Origin of the sequence: Flavobacterium sp. A45 (assembly GCF_002001005.1) — a bacterium.
Classification (GTDB): domain Bacteria; phylum Bacteroidota; class Bacteroidia; order Flavobacteriales; family Flavobacteriaceae; genus Flavobacterium.
The window spans coordinates 1-17,327 of the sequence record NZ_MUNX01000126.1; the positions used below are offsets into that span (position 1 = coordinate 1).

A 17,327-nucleotide genomic window follows, 5' to 3' on the forward strand; every position below is an offset into this window, starting at 1 on the left:
TTATCACACTAAATGAGAGTAAGGATTTATTACAAATTAAGTTCATTGAGTCAAAAGTTAAGTTTTTATTTATTATTTCAACAAACAAAAGGTTCAACCACATCGATTTTGATAGAAAATCTGTATGTTTTTTAGATAGTTATAAACTTAAATCAGAAATAATGCAACAGATTGATTTTCGGATTAGTGCACTGGATTAAAATAGAATTACTCCTGATTTTTGATTTTACGAAATGACATGTTTTTTTTGATATTAAATTTTTAAAAATGTTTTTATTGACTTTAACACATCCGGAAGCTCAAATGTTTTCGCTTTCTAGTACTAATGAGGTTTAATTTTTTTTGTTTTATATATCCCATGTCGCATTAAGATTAGTTTATAAAGTGGAGTTTTAATAAGAGCAACTGTTATTTGATTACAATTCAATAAGCCCTTTAGTATATAAATAAGTAATCAATATTTAGCTTTTATTGCTAATATTCCAATCATGTGAAATTTTGATATATGTTTAAATTTTTCAAAAAAAAGAGGAGAGTGTTTACTAAAATTGAAAATCATATTTATGGAATAATTTTAGAGCTATTAAAAGTTAGCAGTACTGAGATTAATTATGATGAATTAGGCGGTAAATATTGTTTAAGTAATGAAGAGAAACATTTTAATATTATAATTTTTTTTAATGAATATGTAATAAGGCTGACCAACACTAAAGATTCGGTAGCAGAAAAATACAGTAAAGATTTTGTAGAAGAAATTTTAATCTTAGTGAAAAATGAGAAGCATCGAAGAATGGAACTAGTCACAGACTCCATTACCAGCAGTATAGAGAAGATGGCAGAACGATTGCATAATTCCCTAGTAGAACCAAGCGACTAAGAAGTTGTAAAGGCATTATCTAGACATGATTATGATTTAAGATTAAAAAATACGATGTAGCGCTTTTTTTTGAAAAATATTTTCTTATGAAACACATAAATTTTTAGATGGTAAAAAATCATTGCCTATTACTTTTTTTGCTATGAGGATAATTTTTTTTTGCATAGCAAAATATTTAATCGTAAGTATTTAATGATAAATGTAAAAATTGCTATCATAGCACTAATCCAGGTCTTTTTATAAAATAAAATATAACCAATAAATAAGAAACATATGACGAAGATGTGATCTCGACAAGAGGTGAGATAGCTCTTGGATTCTTGTGCAACTTGTTCTGTACAGGATATCTAACTCACTTAAAAAATTGAAATGTAGGTATTTCAAAAGCTGTCTATATCAGATAGCTGCTTTTTTAAGTGAGCGTCTATGTTGATTATATAAGTAGTTTATTGGATAAAAAATGTAGTTACGTGATAATAAATTTTAAAATCATTGTTACAAATTAAAAAAGTACAACTGCTATGGCATTGGTGTCATAATCTCTCTGTAAGTAAGAATATAAAAAAATAAAATTAAACAATAATTGACTTTACGTAAACTAAGTTATTTAAAAGAATAAATGTATGAGATTAACTATTATATTACAATTGGTATCATTTTTAATCTGTTTGACCACAAGTGCACAAAAACAGGAGATTAAGTTGGCTTTTGAAGAATTTCATGATGGATATCCACAGAAAGCTCTTTCTTTAATTTCTGATTTAGATTATAAAATATTAAATGCAACAGATGAACAAAAGGCTGATTATTTCTATATAAAAGGTATTTGCTACCATCGGATTGCAGATAGCCAGAAAGACGATAATGTTGGTTTAGTCCGGGCTGTAGAAGCGTTCAATGATTTGCTTGCAACAGAAAACTTAACACAAATATTTAAATATTCTGCTGAGGCAAAATCGACAATTTATGGTATTAAGCGTAAATTAGTGGAAGAAGCGACAGTTCTTTACGCTCAGAAAAAATTTACTGAAAGCGGAAGTAAGTTTTATGGCTTATACCAAATTGATAAAAACGATCTATCTAATTTATACTATGCAGCCTTATCCTTTATGGGCGCAAAAGAATATATTACTGCATTAAAATATTATAAGGTGTTAAAAAAAGCTAATTATTCAGGCAAGGTTTTTTATTATGCCGTTGATAAATCAACAGGAGTAGTTGACCAATTTGAGTCAAAAGCTGATAGAGACAAAGCTTTAGTATACGATAGTCACGTAAAACTTAGCTTAGAAATGTCCGAGCCTAAAAAAGAGAATATTTTAAAGAGCATTATAGTATTAGATCTGTTGTTAAATGATGCACAAAATGCTAAGAAAGCAATGTTAGAATTTAAAGCCAGCGAACCTTACAACAAAATTTTTGACTTAGCTGAATTAAAGTTATATTATGAAACAAGAGATTATTTAGCTTTTGAACAGATACTTTTAGATCGAGTTGAAAAAACTCCAAATGATGCAGATTTATATTTTTGCTTAGGTAGTGTAAGCGAAAAATTAAATAAAAAGAAAAATATTAAAAAATACATAAGTAAAGTAGTGGAAATAGATCCGTTTTACCAATTTGAAAATGATGGTAGTTTAACCTCTTCTCAGGAAGCACAAAAAATCTATCAAAATTGGATCAGAAGCAATTAACTTTTTACTGAATATTAGAATAATTATCTGATCAATTTTGGTTTAGCCACTTATAATACAAAAGTTGACGACAACGACTTACTTTAACTACTAATGGTAAAAACTTGATTTATTGCTTGATAGATTTGTCATAGTATGGGCTTTTGTGTTGAAGAGTTATAAATCCACTTAGGATTTTTTGCAGAGTAAATTTGTACGTAGCCGAATATAAGTAATATAGAATCACCAAGCATAACAGGAAATTACATTGCAAATTTTTTTTTTTGGATATTTTGAATTAGTAAAAATTTATCGTTAAATTAATTGTGAGTTATGTTCATCCAGCTACAAAGCTGGGTGAAGGTGATTCCTATTACTAAAATATCTCAATAAGATAAATGAGTACCAATCGCTAAAACAAAATTTTAAAGAACAACGTTTTGAAAAGATCAGCTATTTCCCGCGGAGTTAAAAAAGATTTTATCAAATTAATTTGGATAGTATTTATTGGGGGCGCGGTACTGTGGGGGGTTATGATGTTTAAATTAATTCAGCTACTTATTTTTAATTGGGTTTACTGAGATCAAAACTAAAATAATTACAGTTTTAAATACTTTATTCTGGGAGCCAATTGTTTTTTGATAGCCTTTGTTAAAGGTTAGCTTTTTGAAAACTATTTTATAAAGTAATCATTGATAAATTATTTGAATTTCAGATGTAATAAGTTGTTTACATTGTCATTATAACTTGGGGGCATTGGAATGAAAGATCAATATGTGAATTAAAATTGTCTGCATTGAATTAACTGTTGAATTTGTCTAATAATTAATTGTTTGAAGCAGATATTCATACGGAAAGATGAAATGTAATATACCTATTAAATCAATTTATTACTAAAAAAATAAAATTTCTTTTGGGTTCATAAAGAAATTAAGAATTTAAGTGTGTTCTTCTTTTCATCAGTTGGTTGATTATTTTAATATAAATGTGAGTGCTTTGGAAGTAAGTAAATTTTCTTTTCTTAATAGAATTACAAAAGGTTAAAATAAGTTTGAAATCGCCCCGTGAAAATAATTTTATCATGACCAAACAAACTGTTTCTTTTGCATCGATGCAGATGAAAGTTTTGTTTTACTTCAATAATTTTTCATTCCTGAGGAGTTAGAAGCAAAAATGATGTGCATTTTTTAGAATAGTAAAAGAGAAAAGGTGTTCGTTTGGAATGGTGATAGTGGATATACATCTGCAAACAAATAACTTGTTTTCAAACAATAGAATTTAAGTTGAAAACAGTCATCAAAGGAAGTGCTCAAAGAAGTACAAGCACCAACTTATATTTTGATAAAACAACTAAAGTATATGTATTTTGTTCTTTCAATTATGTACTAAATCTTAATCAGAAATTATTACACTAAAAACTTAGAAAGGTTTAAAAAAAGAATTGTAGTCGAAATTACTGTATTGACTTTGGTTTAGTACAGTGAAAAATTTGTCTTTGCGCGGCTAATTTATAATATTAAAAAATCACTTGATTTAACTGCAATATCGCATTATGGATTAAAATTCACATTCTATGCATTCTTAGGCTTATGAATTCCTTTAAAATTTTGATTCTTTACGATGGTCAGTCAATTTGACCGTTTACTACTTTTCACTTCGTTGCTTATTAAAAAACACAAATCTTTACTTTCGGTACCACTTACTAAAAGTGATATTAACAACAACGCTCTCGCTATTAATAATTTGGATTGCGCGGAGATATGTGTACAACTCACTCAAAATTACTGCCTATGGGATTACTAGAATTTATGATGGTGGAAATAGCAATGGATTTAGGTACAGTCAATACTTTGATGATTTTTGATGGAAAAATTGTTGTGGATAGTCCGTCGATTATAGCTCGCGATTTAAGAAGTGAAAAGATAATTGCTTTTGGCAGCGATGCTAGTCTAATGCAAGGCAAGACTCATGAGAACATACAAACAATCCGACCATTGAAGGAGGGTGTTATTGCGGATTTAGATGCTTCAGAAAAAATGATAAGCTGGTTTATAAACAATATTCCGGGAATAAAAAAAAAACTCTTTGGTACTGTACTCAGAATGATGATTTGTATACCCACTGACATCACTGAAATGGAAATTCGAGCCATAAAGGAATCCTGCACCCGAGTAAGAGGAAAAGAAATTTTATTTATTCACGAACCTCTAGCATCAGCAATAGGACTTGGTTTAGATGTTATGAAGCCACAAGGAATTATTATAGTAGATATTGGCGGAGGAACTACGAAAATTGCAGTTATTTCACTTGGAGGTATCATTTGTAGCAAATCTGTAAAAATTGCTGGGGATGTTTTTACTAATGACATTATCAATTACGTGAAAGATCAACATTGCATGCAAATCGGCATAAGGTCAGCTGAAAAGATAAAAATTAAAATTGGTGCAGCAACGGATGAACTTGAGGAAGTTCCTGAGGAAATTACTGTGAGGGGAGGAAATGTGGTTACAGGAAGTTCTAAGACTATTAAAATTAATTATATGGAGATTATAGCGGCTTTAGATAAATCAATTCAAATAATTGAAGATGCAATAATTTTAACTCTCTCCATGACTCCACCTGAACTGGCAGCTGACATATATAGAACTGGATTATATTTAGCAGGTGGTAGTGCAATGCTTAGGGGCTTAGATAGAAGAATATCTAAAAAAACAGGTCTGGAAGTTTTTGTGGGAGCAGATCCAATACATGCGACCGTAATAGGTACTAATATTGCGCTAAAGAATAAATTTAAATATCAAAGGGCCCTGATAAAATAGTGTTATTCAAATCAAGTTTTTCACAATAAGTTTATTTTGAAATAGTACTTGAGCAAATTGTAAGTGAAAACGTGATTTTCTGATGCATGTATTTTTATTTTCCATTCTTGTTGTTATTGAGCTTGGCTTTAATAGCTTTTCTAGAAAACATGTATTAATTAACTTACTTAATAAAAACCACTTTTTTTATTTTCAAGAAGACGTTAATCTGTTTAGCAAAGCTTTTTTATTCTTCATTTTTACCGTTAACTACTTTTCGTTATTTTTTGTATTTCTAAATTTTGATTTTTACAGTCCAAAGTGATATATGAAGCGATAATATTGCTTCCATTATGCCATTTCAGGATGTTTATCTTTTTTCTCTCAAAAGGTTAAGAATGTTTTGTTGAAGCATTCAGACTTAGGTGCTTATTGAGTTGTTTCATTAGAGATATTGTAAAAAATGATTTAGAATGTAAGTATTTAAAATGAAAGATACCAACTCTTAAATACTTTGAAAAAGTATGTTTCTACAAAAATTTAAAAAATGATTTTAAACTGGTACGGATTATGAAAAAAACTACTATTAAAAGAATTACTGTATTAATTTTTATTTTGCTACTAAATCTTGTGTCCAATGCACAAAATTTAGTTTCTTTTAATTCAGATGAGTTATACGACCGGAATGATTTTTCTATAATGGGCACTTTATTTGATAAATCGTTTCATGCGAATGATAAAGCAAAGGTTTCACTAAAAGTGGCAGCTGTAGCGATGGATAATCCCGTAATCAAATATGCTGAAAGTCCGTATGCTGGGATTGTTTCTCAATGTCCTAATGATGGAAGCTTGTTACCAAAATTATTCTTGTGCGGTCTAAATGATTCTCGATTAATTCACACGGAAATTGCTGATGCTTCTCTTATAACCTGGCAAAGAAAAACAGGAGGCTGTCCACCTTCATTAGATGGAAACTGTGCAAATAAAGACCAAAGCTGTACGTGGGCGGATGTAGGTCAAGGTCCCGATTACACAGCTAATAGTAGTGGGGAATTTAGGATTAAAATTAAGTTTAAAAATAATTTAGAATCTATTTTTTACTTCCATGTGTATAAAAATGAAATAGATCCTACCAGAGTGATCAAAAGTGATATTGTCAATGACAGTAATAACTGTAATATATCAGGGCAGTTAATAGTAGGTGGTTTCGGAAACGAATATGAGTATAGTTTTACGACAAATCCTGCTCCTAATAAATGGCAGGACAGCAATATTTTTGAAGTTTCAATAGCTGATACTTATAATATTTTTATCAGGTTAAAAGGAGTAGCTGGAGGATGTATTTTTAATGTTAAAAATATAGTGGTTGCAAAAATTGATTTCTCTACTTCATTAACCGCTACTCAGCCGTTATGTTCTGGAGAAAAAGGGATTATTAAAGTGAATACAAATGTGCTTAATAATCAGCTTAAATTTGCTATTTATAAAAATGGAAGTGCAACACCTGTAAGTGAGGTGGGACCACTGCCAGTTTCAGATTATGAATTTACAGGTCTAGATGCAGGATCATACAGGGTTATAACTACAATAGATGGTACATGTGCCATTGACGAAAAAGTAATCCAAATTACAACAGCAACGAAAATTGTAAATAATTCTGCAATTACTCAAACTTTAACTTCATGTAAAAATGGAACGATTAAAGGGTCTGCAACTGGAGGTAGTAAACCCTACCGATATTCTTTTAATATTGATGATGGTGGTTTTCAAGCTGCTCCAAATGGTACAATTGTAGTTTCAAAAGGAGGAACTTATGTAATTCGTGTTGAAGACGTAAACGGTTGCGCAGTAGATAAAAAAATTATTGTTAATGGTGTAATTAAGCCAGAATATACTATTACGACAACTAATGGAAAATGTGGTGAGAGTAGTAGCATAAATGTAAATCTTACAAATGATAATGGTTTTGCAATTGAGTATAGCAAAGATAATGGGACTACCTATCAAAATGGTACAGGTACTGGTATAATTTTTAATAATTTAACTGCAGGACAGTATAATATAATAGTTAAATATACTAAAAATGGTGTCAACAATGGTGGAAGTTGTTCAGATGCTCCCCAAACAGTTAATATTGGTGCAACCACTCCTTTAACCGCTTCTGCTGGTATAGGTTCTCTATCGGGCTGTGGGCCAGATTCTGATCCGTCATTAGGTATAGCAAGAATTACCAATCCACAGGGAGGAACCCCTTTTGCTGCGCCAAATTTATATTTGTATAGCTTTGATAATCAATCGACTTGGGTGACTAAAAACGAAGGTTTCATAAAACCAGGAGGTCCTTATTCAGTTTATATAAAAGATGCAGCTGGTTGTATTTTTGAAATGGCAGGGCTGAAGTTAGATCCTAAACCCGCATCACCGACTATTTCAATTAGCGAACCGGTTTATAACTGTGATGGAACGGCAACTGCATCAGCTGTCATCAATGGTGGCGAAGGCGATCCTAATTTTTCTTATCAATATTATCTTGATGGTCAATTGAATCCAAATCAAGCTAACCCTAATGTTTTTTTAAATGTTACCGGGGGAGATCATTATATTACAGTAGATTATAATGTATTGGCAGTTAGTACCTATAGTAATTTATTAACTGAAAGTTTCGGTAGTGGAGAAAGCACTACTTCCCCAGGTATTAATAGTTTCTATTATTGTTTTGAAAGACAATTGCCAAATCAACCAGAAACTCATTGTAATGGTAATTATGCTATAAACGATGGTGATTATTCAGTAACAAGTTATATAGATCAAACCATGACTGCAGATTGGGGTTGGCGATATCCAAAAGATCATACTACTAATGGAGCAGATAATAAAGGAAGGTTTCTAGTTGTCAATATTGGTGACAAAATTCCAGAAACCACGATATTATACGAAAAACAAATTAATAATGTAATTCCAAATCAACCCATTAATTTTGATTTTTATGTGATGAATTTAATGAGGCCTAATGCAGGTAATGCAGATCCAGATTTAAGAATTGCTTTAGTTGATGCAAGCGGTTCCGAGATATCATGGTTTTCTACAGGTGCTATTGAAAGATCGAACACAAATACGGATTGGAAACATTTTCCAAAAACCCCGATTACCCTTAACCCAGGAAATAATACTTCGTTGCGATTAATTATTCGCTCTAACGTAAGAAATGAATCTGGAAATGACTTTGCTATAGATGATATTAAAGTATTTCAAATTCCTAAAAGCTGTGGAGCACAATCTTTATTCAAAGTTAAAATTAACACAAATAAAGTATTTACAGCCAGGGTTGAAAATGTTGTAGATGCAAAATGTAAAGGTGAGAGTAATGGATCATTTAATATCTACGCAGAAAATTATGCAGGTACATTTGAATACTCAGTAAATGGAGAACCATGGAAATCATCAAATGTATCACCTGTAAAAGTAGATGGTTTAGGAGCTAGCGATAGTCCATATAGTGTTAAAATCAGATACAATGCTTCTACTGCAAATTGTGATTTTGATATCCCTACAATAGTTAGCGAGGCTAAAACATTTTCAGTAGAGGCCTCAGCTTCGGTAGCAACTTGTTCTGATGGTGCAACTGTTGAAGCAACTGCTACAGGAGGAACAGCGCCTTATTCTTTTATACTTAAAGATTCAGCTGGTCTTCAGACGCCATTCCTTAGTGATGGATCTGGAGGTGGTGTTTTAACTCAAGTTCCTTCGGGTACCTATACTGTTGTAGGTACTGATAAAAATTCATGTACCAATAATACTAAAGAGACTACTGTCGTTATCAATCCCCCTGTACCACCAAAAGCAAGTATTGTTCAGAACAGGGATTTATGTTTTAATAATAACACAGGTGCTTCAATAACAGTTAATATTACGGATGGTATAGGACCTTTTAGTTATCAGGTAAGTCGTGATGGAGGATCTACTTACGGACCTCTAAGTTCAAGTTTTAATGACCGTACATTTAAATATAAAGTACTTGCAGCGGGAACATATGATTTTATAATTATCGATAAAAATAGCTGTAAGTCAACACAAGTAAGTCAGACAATTGCGCCTCAGTTTGACGCAGTAACAGAGATTAAAAAAACATTAAGCTGCACAACTGGTTCAACGGATGCGAAAATTACTGTTACTATTAGTGGCGGGAAAACACCATATACCTATATTATTAAAAACGGTGAAGGAGTTGTTTTGCCAGGTGGTGCAGCAATTAACACTAACACTTTTGATTATACAACAGGAACAGCTGGAGTGTATACATTTGAGATTACTGATGCTAATGGATGTTCAAAAGAAACTTCCCCTGTTACAATAAGTGATCCTGAACCTGTCACAGCTTCTTATACAAAAGTTGACCCTACTTGTAGCGGATTCAACGATGGTATTATAACATTACAAGCTCTTACAGGAGTTGGACCATTTCAATTTAGTATAGATAATGGTGTCACTTTTAGTAATGTGTTTAAATTTGGAAATTTAGTAGCTGGAACTTATAAATATGTTGTTAGGGACTTTAAAGATTGTGAGCAAGCTGGCACTATTGTTTTGAATGACCCTCCAGAAATTACCATGAATATTGTTACTAATGGGATTACTTGCAATGCAACAAAACCTGGAAGTTTTGATGTGAATGTAGCTTCAGGCGGAACTGCTCCTTACGTTTATCATTTGTATAATAATTCGATGGATGAAGTAGATAAATATACTGCCGCTACTGCCGCAGATGCTGCAGCTGCACATAATTTTTCCGGATTAGCATTTGGGGATTATTATATTAACGTAACTGATGCTAAAGGATGTGAATATAAAAGTAGTAAATTAAGAATCGAACCACTTCCATATCTAAATGTTACAGGAACTATTGTTGGAGCTACTTGTGCTGATGGTATTTCTATTACTTTGGGCGTTACAGGAGGAACTGGACCAAATTTCACTTATACTATTTATGGTATTGGTACTACTTCAGGTTCAGTGGCCCTAAATTCATATACATTTGATCATCTGGATCAAAATACAAATTATGTTTTTGAGGTAACAGATTCGAACGGATGCCCATCTTATATTGAGATTAAAACTCCAAAAATTTCTAATCTTGCTATTGATCCAATCACAAGTACAGAAGTAACTTGTCATGGAGCTGCTAATGGAGAGGTTACATTCACTGTTGCAAATTACAATGCTACTGAGCTTCATTTTGAAGTTAGGGACAACTTAACTAATTTACCAGTAAACCCAGCAGTTAAAGGAGTTGCAACTGGTTTAGCAGGGGGTGCGCATACAGAAACTTTAAAAGGATTAAAGCCTGGTAACTATTCTCTTTTTGTTAAAGAATTTGATGGTACGTTATGCTCTACTTCCGAAGTTTTTCAAATTAAACAACCAACAATGCCTCTTGATGCAAAAGTTGTTAATGTAGTAAATGGAAATTGCCAAAGAGGTGCTTTAGTAACAATAGAAACTACTGGTGGTACAGGGCCATATTCATATGCGGCTGCCGTTGCACCTACAGTTCCTTCTGTGTTTGTGCCTAATAATGTATTAGAACTTCCAGCGCCAAGTGAAAACTGGAGTATAATGGTTAAAGATTCTCGAGGATGTACTTTTGCTTTAAATCAAATGACAATTATAGATCCAAGCCCTGTTATTGATTTATCCATAATTAGTAAGTGCGCTGATGAAAATACTTTTGCGCTTCATGTTGTTGAAATAACTTCGGGAACAGGAACATACGATATTAAAATTAATAATGGAGTTTTTACCCGCATAGCAGGACTTCCATACGATGTTATGGGATTAACTTCCGGATCTCATGAGATTACTATAAAAGATGCTGATGGTTGTTCAGATACAAAATCTATAACAATTGATCCACCATTAAAAGTTACTTCAATGATTACAAAATTTCCAACGTGTAATACTAATACTGGAGAAGTTACTTTAGAGCCATCTGGCGGAGCAGGTTCTTCTTCAAGTGATTACGAATACACAAGGGACAACTGGACTTCAACTCAGGCATCAGAAATTTTTAGCGGCCTTACTCCTGGAAAATATAATTTTATGGTTAGAGATAAGAGCACGAAATGTGAGACAGGACATGAGGTAATTATTCCTGATGCTACAAATGTAATGGGAGTTACGACAAATACCAAAGATGTAACATGCTTCGGGGGTTCAGATGGAAGGATATCAGTAAATATTGATGATGCAAATAACAACCCTCCATATACCTACAGCATATCGGGAGGATCAATTGCTCCTATAGTGGATCAGGTTTCGTCTGAGTTTAGTAATTTACAAGCTGGTACCTATACGATAACTGTTAAATCGGGAAGAGGCTGTGTATCGGCTCCTATAAAAGTTGATCTACATCAGTCGCCACTAATATCAGTAACGATGACAACTGTTAAGCAATACAGATGTGCATCAGGGACGAACAAAGCCGACAATGCTACTATTAGCATAGATAATGTAGAAGGCGGTTCTAATAAATATGTAACCTATCAATTCTTGAGAGATGGAGTTGAAGTTCAAAATAAAGATTCAAATGTTTACACGGAAACAGATCACTTAGGTGGTAGTTATATCGTAAATGTTTATGATCAGAACAATTGTGTTGGAACATCAGGGCCCCTTAATATTGAGCCTTTTGTAACATTGGATAATATTAGTTTTACTAAAGTTTTGCCTATTAGTTGTGTTAATGATGAATCAATAAAAGTAAATGTTGCCGTTACTGGAACGGTTGTACCTTCTTTACAATTTACGTTAGAAGGAATAGATAAAACAGTAATTGCTGCTCAGACAAATAATACTGGGGAATTTTCTGGTTTAGGAGTTGGTGACTATTTAATAACCGTTGTTAACACTGATTCGGATTGCGAAATTTCTGAATATTATCATGTATTTTCTCCAAATACATTTGAGATTAAAGTTAACCCAATTATAACTGATATCTGCTATGGAACTTCTAATGGAAGCGTCGAATTGATTTTAGTTGATACACAACCTGTACCAACAAATGAAGCTGGAGCTTTTAATTATACCATCACTGGGCCTATGCCAACTATTAATGGAATAACAAATAACAGTGGACCCCAACAAATTGCTGGATTAATTGCTGGTGAATATATAGTTGTTGCAAAATTGGTTAATGAACCCGAATGTCAAGTTATAACTAGTTTCCAGATTTCGCAACCTCTGTCTGAGTTAAATCTTAACGAAACGCATACCGAAATTACTTGTAAGGAAGGAAATATGGACGGAACGATTACGGCAACTGCAAGTGGAGGTTGGGTAGATAGAGCTTACCAATACGAACTAGTTGGTCCCGTGAGTCATGTATATTCCGAACAGTCTTATTTTGATAATTTAACGCCGGGAAATTATACCATAAATGTAAAAGACAGTAAGGGATGTATTGAATCAGCTTCGGTAAATTTGGTTATTCCAGATCCAATAGAGTTCACTGCGACACCAAACTTACTACCATGTTATGACGATGATAACGGAGTTATAACAGTTTCGAATGCTAAAGGTGGTCAGGGATATAATTATACCTATACATTAAATTATACAACATCTGAAGGAGAGGTTATACATATAGGACCACAGGATTCGAATGTATTTAATGGTCTTGGAGCAGGAAATTATACTGTCACTGTAGCAGATGGATTTAATTGTGCAAATACATCAGAAAATATTGAGATTTCAAATCCTATTAAAATTCAAGTAAGTTTATCTCAGGAAAAAGCTATTACCTGTTTAACTGACGCAACACTTACCTTAACAGCAACAGGTGGTACAAGCCCTTACACTTATAGTGAAAATGGAATTACTTATGGAGACAGCTTTGACAATAAAGTTACATTCGCTGTAAAAGAAGGAGTGCACCATTATTTTGTAAAGGATAATTTAGGTTGTGTAAGTGATATATCTGGTGATGTTAAAGTAGAGCCCATTGTTCCGCTTTCTATTGAACTAGACTTAAGAAACGCAAAAATTAACTGCAAAGATGAATTCACCGCAATAATTGTTGCCAAAGCAAATGGAGGATTGGGTAATTATCAATATTCATTATTAAATAAAAATGATGTAGAGATCAGACCTGTTCAGCCTAATGGAGTTTTTATGGATCTTAATGCCGCTTTAGGCCCATATACTGTACATGTGAAAAGTGGTGATTGCGAAATTAAATCGGAACCGGTTATAATTAAGGAGCCTCAGGAAGCGTTGCAATCAAACTATACAGCAACTCCTATTACATGTTTTGGAAATGAAGACGGAACAATCAACGTGGTGGCATCCGGGGGAACAGGAGTGATCAAGTATGCCATCACTCCCAATTTAAATATGTTTGTTGATAGCGGAAAATTTGAGCGATTAGCTAAAGGGTTTTATACAGTGATTGTTCAAGACATACAAGGTTGTACTATAGTTTATAATGACATCGAGATTACAGAACCATCATTTCTAGCAGCATCTGAAATTCCAAATTCAGCCGTTGAAGAAATCTGTAAAGGGGATAAAGACGCTTCATTTTATATCCAGATAAACGGTGGTACTGCTCCATACTTTGAAAGTCTGGATAATGAAACAGGACCATTTCTACCTGTAACAGGTAACACTAAAGATTATCTAAAGCAATCTGGAGGAAACCATATTGTTTATATTAAAGACAGTAATGGCTGTGTAAGCGAAGTAGCAATTGCGATGGCAGAACCAGTAGTACTTAATCCAACTTATGAGATTAATTACAACTGTGTGAACAATGGGCAATACAGCATGGTAATTGTTTCTGTTGATCAGAGTAATACTGATCTCTCTGCAATCGATTATTGTCTTGATAGTGAGGAGGGACCTTGGCAGCCAAGCAATATTTTTACAAATGTAGGTACGGGTAAACATTATATTGTAGCAAGGCACACCAACGGTTGTAAGGCAGCCACAGAACTTTTTGAAATCAAAACTTATTCGCGTTTAGCGCTTGCATTATCTTCTGGACAACAGGAAATGAACATAATTTCTGTTACAGCATCTGGAGGAGTTTCCCCTTATGAGTATAGTTTCAACGGAGAGCCTTATACGTCTGACAATAGTTACAAAATCTTTAAGTCAGGAGATTATGAAGTAATTGTCAAAGATAAGAATGGTTGTACTGATACGATTACCGTTCCTGGAATTTACGTTGACATTTGTATTGATAATTATTTTACTCCAAACGGTGACGGCGTATATGATACATGGGGTCCAGGATGTAGTAACATATACAACAAACTCGAATTTTCAGTATTCGACAGATACGGACGCTTAATTAATAAATTCCATTATGGTGAGAGATGGGATGGGTCCTATCAAGGTTCTGAATTACCATCTGGAGATTACTGGTATGTGTTACAGTTGAATGATGAAAAGGATAACAGGGAATTTTATGGACATTTTACACTCTACAGATAGCCAATTTAGACAAGATATATAAAAATGAAAAAATTATTATTATCCATTATATTTTTCAGTGCATCAACAGCTAATGCTCAAGAACTGCATTTGCCAGTTTTTACACAGTATCTTGCCGACAATCCATTTGTTATTTCGAGTGCATACGCTGGCATCGGTGATAATCTCAGGATTAGAGCCAATGGTCTTGCGCAGTGGGTGGGGATCAAAGATGCCCCTAATAACCAATCCTTGTATGCTGATTTTAGAATTTTTGACCGTGATGGAGTGGGTATCAACCTCTACAATGATAAAAATGGCTACACCAGACAAAGCGGAGCTAAAATTTCATTTGCACATCATCTCATTCTCGATTATTATGCCAAGGAGTATTTGTCATTTGGAATATCATATAACTTTAACAGCTTCCGTATTGATTATGGCGAATTCAAAACAACTGAAGAGCACCCTCAATTAGACCCAGCTGTAACAGATAATAGGAAGCTAGCTAACAATAATTTTGACATAAGCGGACTGTATCGTCGTGGAAATTTATATGCTAGTTTTAATGTGAATAATATCTTAAAGAAAAATTTAGATAATTACAAGGGATTGGAACCTAGTTTACTATCAAATTATCAGATATATTCAGGATATAAATTTACAGGGGTCGATAATAAGTTTATTGAATACGAACCGTCTATATACTATCAGTATTTTGCAAGTGATAAACGCTCAACAACAGATTTGAATTTCAAATATAGGCGCTACAATCGCTTTGAAGATTATTATTGGGCCGGAGTTTCGTATCGATTTATGAATGATCAGTTTCCAAAGCCTTTGTCGGTTGGACCTATGATGGGCTTCAGAAAGTCAAAATTTTATTTTGGCTATTCTTATCAGATAATGTTTAACCAGATTGGAAATTACAATACAGGATCACACTCTATAACTGTTGGTGTTGATTTTCTCGAATCAATAAGTAACTGTCCTTGTACAGAGGGGCCTGTCCGTGATTAATGGGTATGATGATTATTGTCTGAATAGTAAATGTAGAGTTGTTTAATGGAAAAATTACAGTTAAGAGCCAGGAGAAAAAAGGAACTTCGGTTGTGTTTAATTTAATACTAAGAAAATTAAATATTTAACGGTTTGAGCTGATAAGTATATAGACAATTAAAGTTTCAGATATTTTTTCAATTACGCATAGCTAAATAAAGATAGAATGTACAATGATTTTTGTTTGCTTATATATAATTCTAATGCTTATAATCTCTAAATCTAACCCCATGAAAAAAAATATTTTTTATTTTGTATTTTTTGCAATTTTCGCAAAGATAATTTTCAGTTGTAATGAGTCCGATCAAAAAGAAGTTATTGAAGAGTCTCATTATTTGCCCGTCATTGATGTCACGAATTTGCCCAAAGAAAATAGGCCAATGACGATGTTTAAGGATGATGAGAATCCTTCGAAAATGTATGATAGTAAAGATCGTTGGTTTCAGGTAAATCAACCGATGCAAATTATTTTAAATGGAAAAGATTCTGTTCAGGTTTCACTTTATTCTCCTGTTGCACTAAATGATGTGAAAGTATATGTAAAAGTAGCTGCTTCTGAGAAGCGATTTTTAATTTTTAATTTTAAAAAAATTCCGGCTTTTCATCGTTCTTTTCATCAGATTCCATTGGTCAATGGAAAAAGAGATTATTTAACAGAGGACGGAGGGACTGTTACAATTGATAAAATGGAAGGGTTTACAACTGGAAATATCGAGTTTTCGGTAGAATCGAGTGATCCTTTATTGGCGAAGTTTAAAAAAATAGAATCGTCCCGAATGGTTCAATTTAATACTAAATATCATTTGGAAGACCCGGTGAAGTTCGGACCAATGAATCCCGTTTTGGCCAAAGAAGCGATAACTATGATAATCAATTTTTCTTTCGCTTTAAGTCATCCTTTGTTTTATAATAATTTTATGAATTTTGACAAGTATAAAGAGGAAGTATCGAAGTTTAAGGGAGAACCATTAACCGGTGCCCTGAATTTGCATGGAAATGAAGAAGACCTAAACGGAGTCTATGATTATTTTACAAAAGAACAATTGGATAAAGTTTATACAAATTATATTGATAAGCGAACACTTAATATGGCAATGGCAATAAATGATACTGCCTGGGGAGCCGGTGCCCTTGTTTCACAATCTGAACGCAAATACATAGAAGGACATTGGAAAGGTGACATGTCAACATGGGCGCACGAATACGGACATCATTCTGGTTATCAACACAGCAGTAATTTGGCTAATAAAGCTGATGGAGGTGGTTTACAAACGATGATGGCTAATTTGTATGTATATTTAATATATCTCGATGAGTTGCCTTTTACAGATCCGGAAGTACTAAAAAGTTATAGTAAAACGACTTATTTGAAAGGAATTTATAAAAGACCTGTTTTTAAGATTAAACCGGATAATCCTTTTTTATTGAAATATAAAGGAGGAGGTAGAT

At 33.0% G+C, this 17,327-nt stretch carries 7 protein-coding genes; all 7 read left to right on the forward strand.

The annotated features are described in order from the left end of the window. A partial coding sequence (locus B0E44_RS18960) for a hypothetical protein (protein WP_217341314.1) occupies positions 1 to 200 on the forward strand: 200 nt, incomplete at its 5' end. A 335-nt stretch (positions 201 to 535) separates the two neighbouring features. Continuing rightward, positions 536 to 877, forward strand: coding sequence for a hypothetical protein (locus tag B0E44_RS15460; protein WP_254423307.1), 342 nt, complete (start codon positions 536 to 538; stop codon positions 875 to 877). A gap of 623 nt (positions 878 to 1,500) precedes the next feature. Continuing rightward, positions 1,501 to 2,571, forward strand: a complete 1,071-nt coding sequence (locus B0E44_RS15465) for a hypothetical protein (RefSeq protein ID WP_077377271.1) — start codon at positions 1,501 to 1,503, stop codon at positions 2,569 to 2,571. Between the two features lie 1,769 nt (positions 2,572 to 4,340). Next, positions 4,341 to 5,369 (forward strand): rod shape-determining protein, encoded by a 1,029-nt coding sequence (locus tag B0E44_RS15470; protein ID WP_077377279.1) that lies wholly within the window; start codon positions 4,341 to 4,343, stop codon positions 5,367 to 5,369. 549 nt (positions 5,370 to 5,918) lie between these two features. After that, complete coding sequence (locus B0E44_RS15475; RefSeq protein WP_077377274.1) at positions 5,919 to 14,840, forward strand: T9SS type B sorting domain-containing protein; 8,922 nt, start codon at positions 5,919 to 5,921, stop codon at positions 14,838 to 14,840. A 24-nt stretch (positions 14,841 to 14,864) separates the two neighbouring features. Continuing rightward, positions 14,865 to 15,839, forward strand: coding sequence for a type IX secretion system membrane protein PorP/SprF (locus B0E44_RS15480; protein ID WP_077377277.1), 975 nt, complete (start codon positions 14,865 to 14,867; stop codon positions 15,837 to 15,839). A 269-nt stretch (positions 15,840 to 16,108) separates the two neighbouring features. Next, positions 16,109 to 17,327: hypothetical protein (locus tag B0E44_RS15485; RefSeq protein WP_077377282.1), on the forward strand; the 1,219-nt coding region annotated here is incomplete at its 3' end.

What these genes read in the sequence shown, in the direction of transcription:
- B0E44_RS15470 (WP_077377279.1), top strand. Translation starts at nt 4,341, where the DNA reads ATGGGATTACTAGAATTTATGATGGTGGAAATAGCAATGGATTTAGGT.
- B0E44_RS15475 (WP_077377274.1), top strand. Translation starts at nt 5,919, where the DNA reads ATGAAAAAAACTACTATTAAAAGAATTACTGTATTAATTTTTATTTTG.
- B0E44_RS15480 (WP_077377277.1), top strand. Translation starts at nt 14,865, where the DNA reads ATGAAAAAATTATTATTATCCATTATATTTTTCAGTGCATCAACAGCT.
- B0E44_RS15465 (WP_077377271.1), top strand. Translation starts at nt 1,501, where the DNA reads ATGAGATTAACTATTATATTACAATTGGTATCATTTTTAATCTGTTTG.